The 16310-nt window shown below is 63.5% G+C and carries 17 protein-coding genes; 13 read left to right on the top strand and 4 right to left on the bottom strand.

What is annotated here, in order from left to right:
* Nucleotides 1-6 precede the first annotated feature (6 nt).
* Together APH25_RS09185 and APH25_RS09180 are read right to left on the bottom strand one after the other, a co-directional pair.
* Nucleotides 7-1326 (bottom strand): bifunctional DedA family/phosphatase PAP2 family protein, encoded by a 1320-nt coding sequence (locus APH25_RS09185; RefSeq protein WP_060481694.1) that lies wholly within the window; start codon nt 1324-1326, stop codon nt 7-9.
* Between the two features lie 3 nt (nt 1327-1329).
* Entirely contained in the window at nt 1330-1998 is a 669-nt protein-coding gene (locus APH25_RS09180) for a DNA-3-methyladenine glycosylase (RefSeq protein WP_060481693.1), read from the bottom strand.
* A gap of 173 nt (nt 1999-2171) precedes the next feature.
* Between APH25_RS09180 and APH25_RS09175 the strand changes: the two genes are divergently transcribed.
* The 13 genes from APH25_RS09175 (at nt 2172) to APH25_RS09115 (ending at nt 14619) form a co-directional block, all read left to right on the top strand.
* Complete coding sequence (locus APH25_RS09175) at nt 2172-3443, top strand: glutamate-5-semialdehyde dehydrogenase (RefSeq protein WP_060481692.1); 1272 nt, start codon at nt 2172-2174, stop codon at nt 3441-3443.
* Complete coding sequence (nadD, locus tag APH25_RS09170; protein ID WP_060481691.1) at nt 3412-4104, top strand: nicotinate-nucleotide adenylyltransferase; 693 nt, start codon at nt 3412-3414, stop codon at nt 4102-4104. Before APH25_RS09175 ends, nadD begins: the two co-directional genes overlap by 32 nt.
* Nucleotides 4105-4147: 43 nt before the next feature.
* Nucleotides 4148-4579, top strand: coding sequence for a ribosome silencing factor (rsfS, locus tag APH25_RS09165; protein WP_028632758.1), 432 nt, complete (start codon nt 4148-4150; stop codon nt 4577-4579).
* 6 nt (nt 4580-4585) lie between these two features.
* On the top strand, nt 4586-5053 hold the full coding sequence (gene rlmH, locus APH25_RS09160; protein WP_028632757.1) for a 23S rRNA (pseudouridine(1915)-N(3))-methyltransferase RlmH: 468 nt from the start codon (nt 4586-4588) through the stop codon (nt 5051-5053).
* A 16-nt stretch (nt 5054-5069) separates the two neighbouring features.
* Nucleotides 5070-6959, top strand: coding sequence for a penicillin-binding protein 2 (gene mrdA / locus APH25_RS09155; protein ID WP_060481690.1), 1890 nt, complete (start codon nt 5070-5072; stop codon nt 6957-6959).
* Nucleotides 6960-6997: 38 nt separating this feature from the next.
* Nucleotides 6998-8101 carry a rod shape-determining protein RodA gene (rodA, locus tag APH25_RS09150; RefSeq protein WP_060481713.1) on the top strand — a complete coding sequence of 368 codons (1104 nt, stop codon included), beginning with the start codon at nt 6998-7000 and terminating at the stop codon, nt 8099-8101.
* A 17-nt stretch (nt 8102-8118) separates the two neighbouring features.
* Nucleotides 8119-9129 (top strand): lytic murein transglycosylase B, encoded by a 1011-nt coding sequence (gene mltB / locus APH25_RS09145; protein ID WP_028632755.1) that lies wholly within the window; start codon nt 8119-8121, stop codon nt 9127-9129.
* A complete protein-coding gene (locus APH25_RS09140; RefSeq protein WP_060481689.1) occupies nt 9130-10131 on the top strand; it encodes a septal ring lytic transglycosylase RlpA family protein in 1002 nt (333 codons plus the stop codon).
* Between the two features lie 268 nt (nt 10132-10399).
* Nucleotides 10400-11560, top strand: a complete 1161-nt coding sequence (locus tag APH25_RS09135) for a D-alanyl-D-alanine carboxypeptidase family protein (RefSeq protein ID WP_028632753.1) — start codon at nt 10400-10402, stop codon at nt 11558-11560.
* A gap of 72 nt (nt 11561-11632) precedes the next feature.
* Entirely contained in the window at nt 11633-11908 is a 276-nt protein-coding gene (locus tag APH25_RS09130; protein WP_028632752.1) for a DUF493 domain-containing protein, read from the top strand.
* On the top strand, nt 11908-12555 hold the full coding sequence (gene lipB / locus APH25_RS09125; RefSeq protein ID WP_060481688.1) for a lipoyl(octanoyl) transferase LipB: 648 nt from the start codon (nt 11908-11910) through the stop codon (nt 12553-12555). Before APH25_RS09130 ends, lipB begins: the two co-directional genes overlap by 1 nt.
* Before the next feature lie 2 nt (nt 12556-12557).
* Entirely contained in the window at nt 12558-13574 is a 1017-nt protein-coding gene (gene lipA, locus APH25_RS09120; protein ID WP_028632750.1) for a lipoyl synthase, read from the top strand.
* Nucleotides 13575-13680: 106 nt separating this feature from the next.
* Nucleotides 13681-14619 (top strand): LD-carboxypeptidase, encoded by a 939-nt coding sequence (locus tag APH25_RS09115; RefSeq protein ID WP_060481687.1) that lies wholly within the window; start codon nt 13681-13683, stop codon nt 14617-14619.
* 40 nt (nt 14620-14659) lie between these two features.
* Here APH25_RS09115 and APH25_RS09110 read toward each other — a convergent pair whose 3' ends face one another.
* Both APH25_RS09110 and arfA read right to left on the bottom strand, forming a co-directional pair.
* Nucleotides 14660-15976 carry a lytic murein transglycosylase gene (locus APH25_RS09110; RefSeq protein ID WP_060481686.1) on the bottom strand — a complete coding sequence of 439 codons (1317 nt, stop codon included), beginning with the start codon at nt 15974-15976 and terminating at the stop codon, nt 14660-14662.
* A 60-nt stretch (nt 15977-16036) separates the two neighbouring features.
* Nucleotides 16037-16201 (bottom strand): alternative ribosome rescue factor ArfA, encoded by a 165-nt coding sequence (gene arfA / locus APH25_RS09105; RefSeq protein ID WP_028632747.1) that lies wholly within the window; start codon nt 16199-16201, stop codon nt 16037-16039.
* Nucleotides 16202-16310: the final 109 nt, after the last annotated feature.

The raw sequence follows: 16310 nt of genomic DNA, 5'->3' as shown, positions 1-16310 counted from the left end.
GCTGCCTCACGAATACTGATAGCGCAGCAGGGCGTGGGGGAACGAGTGGGTGGCAAAGTAGGCGAACAGGGCCAGGCATGCTGGCAGTATCAGCCACCATACCTTTTGCGGCAGTGGCGCCAAAGGCTGGCGATACTGCACCAGTGTCAGGCTTAGCGCACACACGCAGCAGGCCAGCAAGGCCCCGGCCAGAATGTCGGTGGGCCAGTGTGCACCCAGGTACACCCGCGACAGCGCGATCGACAAGGCAGGGATGCAGCCGATCACCACCCAGGTGAGGCGCATTCTCGGCGGTTGGCCGCGCCCGGCAAGCACTGCCATTACCAGAAAGAACGCGAACGAAGCAGAGCTGTGCCCGCTGGGCATGCTGTAGCTGGTCAGTGGGTCGGTCAGTACCTCCGGGCGGGCACGGGCGAACAGCCACTTCAGCGTACCGTTGGCGATGGCGGTGCCCATGAGCGCGCCGCCGGCGAAGAAGGCATGGCGCCACTGCCGGGCCAGCAGCAGCAGGCCGGTCAGCAGCCCGCCCAGAAACAGCTGGGTACGGAAGTCCCCCAGTCGGGTCACCAGGACCACGGTGCCGTCATAGGCCTGGCTGCGGTGTTCCTGCACCAGCGTCATCACCCCCTGGTCGAACGCGTGCAGGTAAGGCCACCCCAGGAACACACCGGTCAAGGCCAGCAGGCTGAGGCCGGCAATTACCCGGGTGCCGTGGCGGTGGTCACGGATGCTGGTGCTCAAGCTCACACCGATAATCACCGCCAGGGTGCCGGCGACGATGCCGGCTTGTAGCCAGAACCCCTCGGGCAACGGCAGGCGCATGGCTGCACCCGTGGCCCAGCCGGGCAGCAGATAGGCTACCGACCAGCCGGCGGCCGCCAGCAGGCTGACAGCGGCGAAGCGCAGCAGCGGCATGTCGAACATGCCGGCCACCATCGGCAGCATAGGCCGCAGCGGGCCGATGAAGCGGCCTACCAGCAGGCTGGCGATGCCGTAGCGCTGGAAGTAGGCTTCTGCGCCGCCGATCCACTCGGGGTGGTGGCGCAGCAAGGGTAGGCGCCGAATGTTCTGGTGGAAGTATTTGCCCACTGTGTAGGACAGTGCATCGCCGAGAAGGCCGCCGAGAAAACCCAGCAGCAGTGTTTCACTCAGGCTCAGGGCGCCATTACCGGCCAGCACTGCCACTGCAAACAGCAACACGGTACCCGGCACGATGATACCGGCGATGGCCAGGCATTCGATGCAGGCCACCACGAAAATCGCCAGGCCAAGCCATTGGGGGTTGGCACCCAGCCAGCCGGTGAGGCTGTCGAGCCATTGATCCATGGTTCAGCTCCCTTGTTGCAGCGTAAAGAAGTCGCGGCCTTCGACTTGGCCGCGGCGTAACGGGTTCCGTGTGCAGAAGCGGGCGTACTCGGCGTCGACGAAGCGGTAGGGCAGGTGTTCGTCGCGGCCATGGGGGATGCCCAGGCGGGCGGCCTGGATCACCCGGGGTACTGGGCCGGCGCAGTCTTCCACATAGAGCCGCTGGGGGTCGAACCGCTGTGCGTCCCAGTGCGGCACTTTCAGGCCCAGTGCCTTGCACAGCAAGGTCTGGCCGGCGCACAGGCGCTCGGGCGGGCGCAGGTTGCCGCTGGCATCGGGGTTGTTGAGTTGCATCTGCGCCAGGCTGTCGGGGCCGGACAGGGCGTCCTGCCAAGGGTAGGCAGACTTGATCAGTACGGCGTTGCCGGGGCCCTGGGCACTGAAGTTGAGCGAGTCGCCGCCACGGGCGTAGTACATGTAGATGTGGCCGCCCTCGAGAAACAGCGCCTTGCGCTTTTCGGTGTAGCCCAGCGAGGCGTGGCTGCCCTTGTCGGTGAGGTAGTAGGCCTCGGTTTCAATGATGCGGGCGGCCAGCCACAGGTTGCCTTGGCGGTGGCGGATGACCTTGCCCAGGAGGGCCTTGGCCAAGGCCTGGGCATCCTGGTCGAAGAAGCTGTCGGGCAGTGCTGGCATGCGGGCGGTTCGCGGGTGGGGAAGGCGCAATGATAGCAATGAAATGCTTAATCGAGGCTGAACGCTGCAATCCAGACCCACCCTTATTTCGACCATCCGCCACCCGCCGCTGGGCGTACACCTGCATGACAGTTATAATCAGCCGATTTCCCCTTCGCCAAGACACCGAACCCATGACTGAGTCCGTTCTTGACTACATGACCCGCCTTGGTCGCGCCGCACGCGAAGCGTCCCGGGTGATCGGCCGTGCCACCACCGCGCAGAAAAACCGCGCGCTGCAAGCGGCTGCCGACGCTCTGGACGCCGGTCGTGCCGAACTCACGGCTGCCAATGAGCAGGACCTCGCCCAAGGCCGCGCCAATGGCCTGGAGCCGGCGCTGCTCGATCGCCTGGCGCTCACCCCTGCGCGCATCGATGGCATGATCACTGGCCTGCGTCAGGTGGCCGGCCTGCCCGACCCGGTCGGTGCCATCCGTGACATGAGCTACCGCCCGTCCGGTATTCAGGTAGGCAAGATGCGCGTCCCGCTGGGGGTGATCGGGATCATCTACGAATCGCGGCCGAACGTGACCATCGATGCCGCCAGCCTGTGCCTCAAGTCGGGTAACGCCACCATCCTGCGCGGCGGCTCTGAGGCCATTCATTCCAACCGCGCCATTGCTGCGTGCATTCAGCGCGGCCTGGCGGCTGCGGGGTTGCCAGCTGCCGTGGTGCAGGTGGTGGAAACCACCGATCGCGAAGCGGTGGGTGCGCTGATCAGCATGCCCGAGTTCGTCGATGTCATCGTGCCCCGTGGTGGGCGCGGGCTGATCGAGCGTATCAGCCGCGATGCCCGTGTGCCGGTCATCAAGCACCTGGACGGTATCTGCCATATCTACGTCAGCCAGCATGCCGACCTGGAGAAAGCCTGGCCTGTGGCGTTCAATGCCAAGACCTACCGTTACGGCATCTGCGGTGCCATGGAAACCCTGCTGGTCGACCAGCGAGTGGCGGCCCGCTTCCTGCCGGAAATGGCCCGCCGCTTCCAGGACAAGGGCGTGCAGTTGCGCGGTTGCGAGCGCACCTGCGCATTGATTGACGCACAGGCCGCCACCGAGCAGGACTGGCACACCGAATACCTCGACGCGGTGCTCTCCATTCGTGTGGTCGACGGCCTGGACCAGGCCATCGAACATATCAACCACTACGGTTCGCACCACACCGACTCGATCCTCACCGAGCATCAAGGTGAAGCGCGCAGGTTCATGGCAGAAGTCGACTCGGCGTCGGTCATGCTCAATACCCCTACCTGCTTCGCTGACGGTTTCGAATACGGCCTGGGTGCTGAAATCGGCATTTCCACCGACAAGCTGCACGCGCGCGGCCCGGTTGGCCTGGAGGGCCTGACGTGCGAGAAGTACGTGGTCATCGGGGATGGCCAGCTGCGTGGCCAGGAGTCCTGCTGAGTTGAGCAAGGCCCAGGCTATCCGGCGCGTCGGCATTCTTGGCGGCACCTTCGACCCCGTGCACATCGGCCACCTGCGCAGTGCGCTGGAAGTGGCCGAGTTCATGGGTCTGGATGAGCTGCGCCTGTTGCCCAACGCCCGGCCGCCGCACCGCGATACCCCGCAGGTGACCGCGCAGCATCGCCTGGCCATGGTGCAACGTGCTGTACAAGGTGTGCCAGGGCTGAGTGTGGATGCGCGCGAACTGGCACGAGACAAGCCGTCGTACACCATCGACACCCTGGAGTCGGTGCGCGCGGAACTGGCCGCTGACGACCAGCTGTTCCTGTTGCTGGGCTGGGATGCCTTTTGCGGGCTGCCTGGCTGGCACCGCTGGGACGAACTGCTGCAACACTGTCACATCCTGGTGCTGCAGCGCCCGGATGCCGACGTAGAACCCCCTGACGAGTTGCGCAACCTGCTGGCTGCGTGCTCCGAGAGCGATCCCACCGCCATGTCCGGCCCGGCGGGAAATATTTCGTTCGTCTGGCAGACGCCGCTCGCGGTGTCGGCTACACAGATCCGACAGCTGCTGGCCAGCGGCAGATCGGTGAGGTTCCTGGTGCCGGACGCCGTACTGGCCTACATCGAGGCGCACGAGCTGTATCGTGCACCCAACTGACGGCGCCCCTGGCGCCTCATTCAACGAGTTGAACGAGTTTTATATGAGCAAGCAGAAAACCAACGGCATCGCCGGCGAAGACCTGGTCAAACTGACCATCAGCGCACTGGAAGACGTCAAGGCACAAGATATCCAGGTCATCGACGTGCGTGAAAAGCACAGCCTGACCGACTACATGATCATCGCCACCGGTACCTCCAACCGCCAGATCAACGCGATGCTGGAAAAGGTCCGTGAAGCGGTCAAGAAAGAAGGCGCTCAGCCACTGGGTGAAGAAGGCAAGGGCGACAGCGATTGGGTGCTCCTGGACCTGAACGATGTCATCGTGCACATGATGACCGCCGCTGCCCGCCAGTTCTACGACCTGGAGCGCCTGTGGGTGGGTGCCGAGCAAAGCCGCGCCGCCGATGCCAAGCATCACAGCCCGGAAAACACCAGTGACTACTTCACCGACAAGCTCAAAGACCGCGAGTAAGGCGCCATGCGTCTGCGCCTGATCGCGGTCGGCTCGCGCATGCCGAAGTGGGTGGAGGAAGGCTGGCACGAATATGCCAAGCGCCTGCCTGCGGAGTTGTCGCTGGAGCTGGTGGAAATTCCGCTGAACACCCGCGGCAAGAATGCCGACGTCGCCCGCCTGATTCGTCAGGAGGGCGAGGCCATGCTCGGCAAGGTGCAGCAGGGCGAGCGCATCGTCACGCTCGAGGTGCATGGCAAGCCCTGGAGCACCGAGCAGTTGGCAGGCGAGCTGGACCGCTGGCGGCTCGATGCACGCACGGTCAACCTGATGGTCGGTGGCCCGGAAGGCCTGGCGCCCGAGGTGTGTGCACGGGCCGAGCAACGCTGGTCGTTGTCGCCGCTGACATTGCCGCACCCGTTGGTAAGGATACTCATCGGCGAGCAGATCTACCGCGCCTGGACGGTATTGTCCGGGCACCCTTACCACAAATGAACCTGTAAGCAGCCCGATGTCGCAGCCGATCCGCCTCAAGGACCACGAGAAAGACGCCCGTCTTGTGCGCAACCGCGTCGTGGTCGGCGCCGTGGCGGTCATGCTGCTGGTGTGCGTGCTGATTGCGCGGCTGTATTACCTGCAGATCATCCAGTACGACTACCATTCGACGCTGTCGGAGAACAACCGGGTGCATGTGCAGCCGATCCCGCCCACCCGCGGGCTGATCTTCGACCGCAACGGGGTGGTCGTCGCCGACAACCGTCCCAGCTTCAGTTTGTCCATGACCCGCGAACGTGCCGGCAACTGGCAGGAGGTGCTGGACAGCATCGTCGAGGTGCTGGAACTCACCCCCGACGACCGTGCCCTGTTCGAGAAGCGCATGCGCCAGGGCCGCCGGCCCTTCGAGCCGGTGCCCATCCTGTTCGAGTTGAACGAAGAGCAGATCGCCCGGGTGGCCGTGAACCAGTTTCGCCTGCCTGGGGTGGAGGTGGTTGCCCAACTGGTGCGGCATTACCCACAGGGTGCGCACTTCGCCCACTCGGTAGGCTACGTGGGGCGCATCAACGAGAAAGAGCTGAAAACCCTCGACCCGGTGAACTATAGCGGTACCCATCACATCGGAAAGACCGGTATCGAGCGCTTCTACGAAGATGCGTTGCACGGCCAGGTGGGCTATGAAGAGGTCGAGACCAACGCCCGCGGCCGTGTATTGCGGGTACTCAAGCGCACCGACCCCAAGCCGGGCAAGGACATTGTGCTGAGCCTGGACATCAAGCTGCAGGAAGCCGCCGAGGCTGCCCTGGCGGGCCGACGTGGCGCCGTGGTGGCGCTGGACCCGCGCACGGGCGAGGTGTTGGCCATGGTCAGCCAGCCGAGCTTCGACCCCAACCTGTTCGTCACCGGCATCAGCTTCAAGGCCTATGCCGAGCTGCGCGATTCGATCGACCGGCCGCTGTTCAACCGCATTCTGCGCGGCCTGTACCCGCCGGGGTCGACCATCAAGCCTGCCGTGGCCATTGCCGGCCTGGACAGCGGCGTGGTCAACGCCAGCAGCCGGGTGTTCGACCCGGGGTACTACCAACTGCCCAATTACGACCACAAATACCGTAACTGGAACCGCACCGGCGACGGCTGGGTAGACCTGGACACCGCGATCATGCGTTCCAACGACACCTACTTCTACGACCTTGCGCACAAGATGGGCATCGACAGGCTGTCGAGCTACATGGGCAAGTTCGGCATCGGCCAGCGGGTGTCGCTGGACATGTTCGAGGAGTCTGCCGGCTTGATGCCGTCCCGCGAATGGAAACGCGCCACCCGCAGGCAGGCGTGGTTCCCGGGTGAAACCCTCATTCTGGGCATTGGCCAGGGCTATATGCAGGCAACGCCTTTGCAACTGGCCCAGGCCACGGCGCTGATCGCCAACAAGGGGGTATGGAACCGCCCGCACCTGGCCAAGACCATCGAAGGCCAGCCACCGGTGGACGAAAACCCCATGGACAACATCGTGCTGCGCGACAAGGCCGACTGGGGCAGGGTTACCCACGGCATGGAGCAGGTGATGCATGGTGCCCGCGGTACGGCGCGCAAGGCAGCCCTCGGCGCCCAGTACCGCATTGCCGGCAAAAGCGGCACCGCCCAGGTAGTGGCCATCAAGCAGGGCGAGAAGTACGATCGCAACAAGCTTCAGGAGCGCCACCGCGACCACGCGCTGTTCGTCGCCTTTGCGCCGGCTGACGACCCGAAGATCGTGGTGTCGGTCATGGTCGAGAACGGCGAGTCGGGGTCGGGTGTGGCGGCGCCGGTGGTACGCCAGATCATGGATGCCTGGTTGCTCGATGAAAATGGGCGGCTCAAGCCTGAGCTCGCACCTGCCACCGTTACCCAGGAATCGCCCCTGTGATGAACAATTTCGACCGCATGCTCTCCAGCGAGGATGTGATGCGTCGCCGCGCCAGCTTCCTGCAGCGCATCCACGTTGACGGCCCTCTGCTGATCATTCTGCTCACCCTGGCGGCGGGGAGCCTGTTCGTGCTGTATTCCGCCAGTGGCAAGAACTGGGACCTGCTGCTCAAGCAGGCCACCTCGTTCGGCATCGGGCTGGTGTCCATGTTCGTCATCGCCCAACTGGAGCCGCGTTTCATGGCCCGCTGGGTGCCGCTGGCCTACCTCATGGGGGTGTTGCTGCTGGTGGTGGTGGACGTCATGGGCCATAACGCCATGGGTGCGACCCGCTGGATCAACATTCCGGGGGTCATACGCTTCCAGCCTTCGGAGTTCATGAAAATCATCATGCCGGCGACCATCGCCTGGTACCTGTCCAAGCGCACGCTGCCGCCCCATTTGAAGCACGTGGCCATCAGCCTGGTGCTGATCGGCGTGCCGTTCATCCTGATCGTGCGCCAGCCAGACCTGGGCACCGCGCTGCTGATTCTGGCATCCGGGGCTTTCGTGCTGTTCATGGGTGGCCTGCGCTGGCGCTGGATTCTCAGCGTGCTGGCCGCCACGGTGCCGGTGGCCGTGGCGATGTGGTTCTTCGTGATGCACGACTACCAGAAACAGCGCGTGCTGACCTTCCTGGACCCGGAAAGCGACCCCCTGGGTACCGGCTGGAACATCATTCAGTCCAAGGCGGCGATCGGTTCGGGCGGGGTATTTGGCAAAGGCTGGCTGCTGGGCACCCAGTCGCACCTGGACTTCCTGCCCGAAAGCCACACCGACTTCATCATCGCCGTGCTTGGCGAGGAATTCGGCCTGGTGGGTATTTGCCTGCTGCTGATCGTGTACCTGCTGCTGATCGGCCGCGGCCTGATGATCACCGCCCAGGCCCAGACCCTGTTCGGCAAGCTGCTGGCCGGCAGCCTGACCATGACATTCTTTGTATACGTATTCGTCAATATCGGCATGGTGAGCGGCCTTCTGCCGGTAGTAGGCGTACCGCTGCCCTTCATCAGCTATGGCGGAACTTCATTGGTGACGCTGCTGTCAGCGTTTGGCGTTTTGATGTCGATCCATACGCACCGCAAATGGATCGCACAGGTTTGAAAAAGGTGAAGAATTTGATGCAAGCAGTGCGTAACTGGGCTGCCCGTTGTGCGCCGTGGTTTGGTGCGGTGGGCCTGTTCGGCGCTGTACAGCTGGCCCATGCCGGCGACTATGAGCATTCGCCCCAGGTGGCCGAGCTGGTTGCCGAGATGAGCCGCGACTATGGCTTTGCCCCCGAGCAACTGATGGGCGTATTCCGTGAAGTGCAGCGCAAGCAGTCGATTCTTGACGCCATTTCGCGGCCGGCCGAACGGGTCAAGCCGTGGAAGGAATACCGGCCGATGTTCCTCACCGATGCCCGCATCGCGCGGGGCGTGGACTTCTGGCGGCAGCACGAGGCGGTGCTGGCGCGGGCCGAGCAGGAATATGGCGTGCCGGCACAGTACATCGTCGCCATCATCGGCGTGGAAACCTTCTTTGGCCGCAACACCGGCAACTACCGGGTGATCGATGCCCTGTCGACCTTGGGCTTCGATTACCCGCCACGGGCGGAGTTCTTCCGCAAGGAATTGCGCGAGTTCTTGCTGCTGGCCCGCGATGAGCAGCTGGACCCGCTTACGCTGAAAGGCTCATATGCCGGCGCCATGGGGCTGCCGCAGTTCATGCCGAGCAGCTTTCGCAACTACGCGGTGGACTTCGACGGCGACGGCCACATCAACATCTGGACCAACCCGGACGATGCGATTGGCAGCGTTGCCAGCTACTTCAAGCGGCATGGCTGGGTTGCCGGCCAAGGCGTAGTCAGCCGTGCCACGGTGCAGGGTGAGCGCGCCGACCAGGGCCTGACCACCGGCATCGAGCCGGCGAGCACAGTGGGGCAGTTGCGTGCCCTTGGCTGGTCGGTTCATGATGCGCTGCGTGACGATCTGCCAGTAACCGCCTTCCGCCTGGAGGGTGAAAACGGCCCTGAGTACTGGCTGGGCCTGAAGAACTTTTATGCGATCACTCGCTACAACCGCAGCGTGATGTATGCCATGGCGGTGCATCAGCTTTCGGAACAGCTGGTCCAAGCACGGGGCGTCAAGTAAATGCGCGCAATCATCTCTGCCACTTCTTTCAAGCTGTTCACCTGCCTGGCCGTGGGCCTGGTGCTGGCCAGCTGTTCCTCCAGCCGCCCGGCACCGCAAAGCAGCGGTGGTAATGTGGTGCGCAGCCAGCCTGGACTGGACATCAACCGGGCACACAAAGACGGCGCGCCCTGGTGGGATGTGGATGTCAACAAGATCCCGGACGCCACCCCCACCGTGCACACCGGCAACTACAAGGCCAACCCGTACACGGTGCTGGGCAAGACCTACTACCCGATGCAGGATGCGCGCAACTACCGCGCCGAGGGTACTGCGTCTTGGTACGGCACCAAGTTCCATGGCCAGAACACCGCCAACGGCGAGCTGTATGACCTGTACGGCATGAGCGCCGCGCACAAGACGTTGCCGCTGCCTGCCTATGTGCGGGTCACCAACCTGGCCAACGGCCGCAGCGTCATCCTGCGGGTAAATGACCGTGGCCCGTTCTACTCGGACCGCATCATCGACTTGTCGTATGCGGCTGCGAAGAAGCTTGGCTACGCCGAAACCGGCACCGCACACGTGCGTGTGGAAGGCATCGACCCTCAGCAGTGGTGGGCCCAGCGTGGACAGACCCCGCCATTGATGCTCAAGGAGCCGCAGGTAGCCCAGACCCAGGCCATGCCGGCCAACACCGGGCGTGTAGAGCAGTGGACCCCGCCGCCGCAACAGCACGCGGCGCCTGTGGTGCCGGTGCAGGTGGGTGGCAACAACGTGCCGGGTGGCAACGCCGGCAGCTTCCTGCAGGTGGGGGCCTTCGCCAACCCGGACGCCGCCGAGCTGTTGCGCTCCAAGCTCAGCAGCATGGTCAGCGCGCCCGTGTTCATCAGCTCGATCGTACGCAACCAGCAGACCCTGCACCGCGTGCGCCTGGGGCCGATCAACAGCCAGGGTGAAATCCAGCAGGCGCAGAACAGCATCCGCCTGGCGAACTTGGGCCAGGCCAAGCTGGTCACAGACTGACCGGCAGGCGGCACGCCGCCAGCTTCGAGCTGCAAGCGGCAAGCTGCAAGCCGCAAGGAAAAGCAGATCTGCCTTTTCTTGTAGCTTGCAGCTTGCAGCTTGCCGCTTTTGTCATGAACTGCCGGTGCCGGCCATGTACAATGCCGGTTTTGCCCGCAGCGGCATGATGCCGCATCAGGCCGACGGCCATACAAGCAGAATGACGGGTGCTGGGCGCATGTGCTTGCCCAGGAAACATCTCAGACCATTAGCGATTTTCGAGAGACGGATGAATATCACCAACCTTGCCAAACGACTTTGCCTGCCCGTACTGCTGATGATCACGCCGGCCGCCTTCGCGGCCGAGCAGATGACTCCGGCACCGCCCCAGTTGGCAGCCAAGTCCTATGTACTCATGGATGCGTCCAGCGGCAACGTGCTGGTCGAGAACAACGGTGACGAGCGCCTGCCGCCAGCCAGCCTGACCAAGCTGATGACCGCCTACATCGCCACCCTCGACATCCGTCGTGGCCAAATTGGTGAAAACGACCCCGTTACCGTCAGCGAGAACGCCTGGCGTACCGGTGGTTCGCGCATGTTCATCAAGGTGGGCAGCCAGGTCACCGTCAGCGACCTGCTGCACGGCATCATCATCCAGTCGGGCAACGACGCGTCTGTGGCCCTGTCCGAGCACATCGCCGGCAGCGAAGATGCCTTCGCCGACATGATGAACAAGACGGCTGCCGACCTGGGCATGACCAACAGCCACTTCATGAACCCCACCGGCCTGCCGAACCCAGAGCACTATTCCTCTGCCCACGACATGGCGACCCTGGCCCGTGCGATCATCAACGTCGACCCGGCCCACTACGCCATCTACTCGCAAAAAGAGTTCTTCTGGAACAACATCAAGCAGCCTAACCGCAACCTGCTGCTGTGGCGCGACAAGACGGTCGACGGCCTGAAAACCGGCCACACCGAGGAAGCCGGCTACTGCATGGTGGCCTCCGCCGTACGTGACGGCCAGCGCCTGATTGCCGTGGTGTTTGGTACCAACAGCGAGCAGTCCCGTGCTGCCGAAACCCAGAAGCTGCTGACCTACGGCTTCCGCTTCTTCGAAACCCAGACCTTCTACCAGAAGGGGACCGAACTGGCCAAGGCCCCGGTGTGGAAGGGCGCTACCAGCGAAGTCAAGGCCGGCCTGGCAGAAGACCTGACCATGACCATGCCTAAAGGCCAGCTCAAGCGCCTGCAGGCTTCGATGACCATGAACCCGCAGCTGACTGCCCCCATCGCCAAAGGCGACGTGATCGGTAAGGTCGAAGTCAAACTGGACGACAAAGTGGTTCACAGCGCCGACCTGATCGCCCTCGATGGCGTCGAGGAAGGTGGTATCTTCCGCCGTATGTGGGATAGCATCCGCCTATTCTTCTTCGGGTTGTTCAACTGATACGTGACCTGCACGCCCCCGCTCAGCCGCGGGGGCGTTGTGGTTGCCACGGCTTGTGAGGCCGTTTCCGCCATGAGCGAACCAGACGTCAAATCCCATAAAATCGAATTCCCCTGCGCCGATTACCCGATCAAGGTCATCGGCGACACCGTTGTCGGCTTCAAGGACACCGTGATCGAAATCCTCAGCAAGTACGCCAAGGTCGATCTGTCCACGTTGGCCGAGCGGCAAAGCAAGGAAGGCAAGTACACCACCGTGCAGTTGCACATCGTGGCGGAAAGCGAAAACCAGCTGCACGATATCAACAGCGCCCTGCGCGCGACCGGCATCGTGAAAATGGTACTGTGATGCCCGGCTGTCTCGGTTTTCGCGAGCTTGGCCTGCAGCCCTATGAACCGGTGCTGGAGGCCATGCGGCGCTTTACCGAGCAGCGCGGCCCGGATACTCCAGACGAAGTCTGGTTGGTCGAGCACCCAGCGGTGTTCACCCAGGGCCAGGCTGGCAAGGCCGAGCACCTGCTGGTGCCGGGCGACATCCCGGTGGTGCAGACCGACCGCGGTGGCCAGGTGACCTACCATGGCCCCGGGCAACTGGTGGCCTACCTGCTGCTGGATGTGCGTCGGCTTGGGTTTGGTGTGCGTGACCTGGTGAGCCGCATCGAGCGCACCTTGATCGACCTGCTGGGCAGTTACGCCGTGCAGGCTGTCGCCAAGCCCGACGCGCCGGGTGTCTACGTCGACGGAGCCAAGATTGCCTCCCTCGGCCTGCGCATTCGCAACGGCCGTTCGTTTCATGGCCTTGCCCTGAACGTGGACATGGACCTTGGGCCATTCCGCCGAATCAACCCCTGCGGTTATGCGGGGCTGGCCATGACCCAGCTGCGTGACCTGGCAGGCCCGATCGAACTCGACGAGGTCAGGACGAGGCTGCGCGGACAGCTGGTCAAGCACCTCGACTACGCTGAGCAGACGACCCTCACGGGCGGAATCGACTGAATATGACTATTGTGCAAGAAGCCGTGCCCAACCTGATCCCTACCCAGGACGTCACCCCACGCCCGGCGCCAAAAAAGGTGGAAGCCGGGGTCAAGCTGCGGGGTGCCGAAAAAGTAGCCCGCATTCCGGTGAAGATCATCCCCACCGACGAGCTGCCGAAGAAGCCCGACTGGATTCGTGTGCGCATCCCGGTATCGCCCGAGGTGGACCGTATCAAGCAACTGCTGCGCAAGCACAAGCTGCACAGCGTCTGCGAAGAGGCTTCTTGCCCTAACCTGGGCGAGTGCTTCTCGGGCGGCACCGCCACCTTCATGATCATGGGCGACATTTGCACCCGTCGCTGCCCGTTCTGCGACGTGGGGCATGGTCGGCCTAAGCCACTGGATGTGGACGAGCCGAAGAACCTGGCCGTTGCCATCGCCGACCTGCGCCTCAAGTACGTGGTCATCACCTCCGTAGACCGTGATGACCTGCGTGACGGTGGTGCCCAGCACTTTGCCGACTGCATCCGCGAAATTCGTGCCCTGTCGCCGGGTGTGCAGCTGGAAACCCTGGTGCCGGACTACCGCGGCCGCATGGACGTTGCGCTGGAAATCACCGCGCAAGAGCCGCCAGACGTGTTCAACCATAACCTTGAAACCGTACCGCGCCTGTACAAGGCCGCGCGCCCCGGTTCGGACTACGACTGGTCCCTGGACCTGCTGCAGAAGTTCAAGCAGTTGGTGCCCCATGTACCGACCAAGTCGGGCCTGATGCTGGGCCTGGGTGAAACCGACGAAGAAGTCATCGAGGTGATGCACCGCATGCGCGAGCATGACATCGACATGCTCACCCTGGGCCAGTACCTGCAACCGTCCCGCAGCCACTTGCCGGTGCAGCGTTTCGTGCACCCGGATACCTTTGCCTGGTTCGCCGAGGAAGGCTACAAGATGGGCTTCAAGAACGTTGCGTCCGGGCCATTGGTGCGCTCGTCCTACCATGCCGACCAACAGGCGCACGAAGCCAAGATCAAGCTCTGAGTAGTAGCGTGTGCAAAAATGCCGATGCGCCCTGGGGTAGCATCGGCATTTTTTTTGCGGCTCACAGGCCTTAAGCTGTCGGGCATACGCTATTCGGAGTTGCATGATGAACTGTGTTGAAGCCCTTGCCACTGCGTTGCCCAGGCCGGTCCGCCCGGGTAGCTGTTTTGCGGTGGTTGCCCCTGCGGGCCCGGCACGCCTGGACACGCAGAAGGCGATGCAGTGGTTTGCCGATCGCGGTTACCGCTGCCGTGTTTTCCCGGGCGCCACCCAGGCCGAGGGGTACCTGGCGGGCGCGGACAGCCAGCGGTTGCACGACCTGCAGAGTGCGTTTGCCGACCCTGAGGTCGATGCCATTTTGTGCATGCGCGGGGGCTACGGCAGTATGCGCCTGCTCGATCAGCTCGATTTCGAGCAGGTGCGGCGCAACCCTAAACCTTTGATTGGTTACAGCGACATCACGGCGCTGCACACCGCTTTCTACCGGCACACGGGGTTGATCACCTTTCACGGTGGCATGCTCAATGCCGACTTGCTGGGTGCCAAGCGGGCACCCACCGAGACGTCGCTGTTGGCACAATTGAGCGGGCTGGTGAGGGCAGGGGAGCCAATCGTGCACCCGGCTGACTTCGCGCTGACGACCGTACTGCCAGGTGCTGCCAGCGGGCCGCTGCTGGGTGGCAACCTGTCGATGCTGGGCGCGACGCTGGGCACGCCGGCGGAGCTGGACACCCAGGGCTGTATCCTGTTCATCGAGGACGTCAATGAGCCGCTGTACCGGGTTGATCGCCTGCTGACCCAGTTGCGTCTGGCGGGCAAGCTGCAGGGGGTGAAAGGGGTGTTGGTGGGTGACTTTGCCGGCATCACCACGGCGGCGTTGATGCCGTTGCTGCGTGACACCTTTGCGCCGTTGGGTGTACCGGTGCTGGCGGGGTGGCGCAGCGGCCACTGCGACCCCAACGTGTGCCTGCCGCTGGGGGCGCGGGTGACCCTGGACAGCGATGCGCAGGCGCTGGTGCTTGAGCAGAACCTGTTCGAGGTGTGAACGTGCCGGGGCTGCAGGGTAGCCCTGCAGCCCGGTAGCGTTACTGCTGGCGCAAGCTTTCGAGCAGCTTCTGGGTCGGGTAGCCGTCTGCCGGCCATCCCAGCCCTTGCTGGGCGGTGCGTATTGCCTTACGGGTATTGGCGCCGATGATGCCATCCGCGTTCCCCGCCTCATGCCCTCTGGCATTGAGCAGGTTTTGCAGCTCCACACGCTCGCTGCGGCTCAGGGGCAGGTCCTCTTTCGGCCAGCTACCGGCAATGAAACCCCAGCCGGTGAAGCGGTCCCCCAACAGGCTCACTGCCAGCGCGTAAGCTGAAGAATTGTTGTACTTGAGAATGGCGCGGAAGTTGTCCAGCACCAGAAACGCGGGGCCTTTGGCACCTGCGGGCAGCAGCAGGGCTGCCGACAGCTGGTTGCTGCCGGCCGGCAATTGCGTGCCTGCGGGCAGTTTCACGCCCATCTCCAGCCATTCGGCTACGGGCTTGCGCTGGGTGCCATCTGCCTGCCAGTAGTCGAAGCCGGCCGGCACCTGCACTTCGAAGCCCCATGGCTGACCGCGCTTCCACCCTGAGCTTTGCAGGTAGTGGGCCGTGGAGGCCAGCGCATCGGGTGTGCTGTTCCAGATGTCACGGCGGCCATCACCGTCGAAGTCCACGGCGTGGGTGTTGTAGGTGGTGGGGATGAACTGGGTCTGGCCCATGGCGCCGGCCCAGGAGCCACGCATGGCCTCTGGCTGGATATCGCCGTGCTGGATGATCTGCAGCGCGGCAATCAGCTGGTCCTGGGCGAACTGCGGGCGGCGGCCTTCGTAAGCCAAGGTGGCCAGTGAGCGGATGACGGACTTGTTGCCCTGGAACTGGCCGAAATTGCTCTCCATGCCCCAGACCGCCACCAGCACCTGGCGGTCCACGCCATAACGCTGCTCGATGCGGGTCAGCAGCTCGGCGTTCTGCTCCAACAGCTTTTTGCCGTTGCGCACACGCAGCGGGGATAGCGCGCCCTCGAGGTACTCCCACACTGGCCGGCTGAACTCGGGCTGGCTGCGATCGGCCTTGATCACGTCCATGTCGGGCGTGACGCCAACGAAGGCGCGGTCGAACGTGGACGGGGCGATACCCGCTTGCAGGGCCTGTTGGCGGAAGCCTGCCTGCCATTGGGCGAAGGTTTGCAGGGGTTGGATATCGGTGCTGGTGTCAGGTGCAGCGCCAGGCACGTTCACCACAGGTGCCGGTTGCGCAGGTGCAAGCGGCAGTGCGTCGGCTGCCGTGGGCTTTTCGGCACACGCGACCAGCAGGATGAAGCTGGACGCCGCGATCAGCTGGCGGGTATCCCAACGAGGAAGAGGACGGAGGAGCATGCACAGATCCAGAATTACAGGTCAGGTGAAGACCATATCATGCCTGCAGCCCGGATGCTTTCATGCAGCCAAAAAGTAGGAAGCCTCCCAATCTCTCGATTGGAAGGCTTCGCGGCGGTAGCTGCCTTTGCCTTTTTCCGGTTGTTCCTGTCGGCAGCGGAACAGCGGTTGGGCGACGATGGACTTGGCCTTGTTGGGGCCGTGTTTTTTCGGCTTTTTGCTCATGGCGGAGCTCCCGGTGGGGGTGGGTTCGCGGCGCACTGTAGGGGTTGCAGCCGGTTGAGGCTAATTGATTGTGTTTATGGTCGCGTCAACCAGGGTGACCTGTTGCAAG

The organism is Pseudomonas sp. NBRC 111119 (genome assembly GCF_001320125.1).
GTDB lineage: Bacteria > Pseudomonadota > Gammaproteobacteria > Pseudomonadales > Pseudomonadaceae > Aquipseudomonas > Aquipseudomonas parafulva.
Note: the sequence above shows the minus strand (reverse complement) of the source record. Positions and strands in the feature narration are given on the sequence as shown.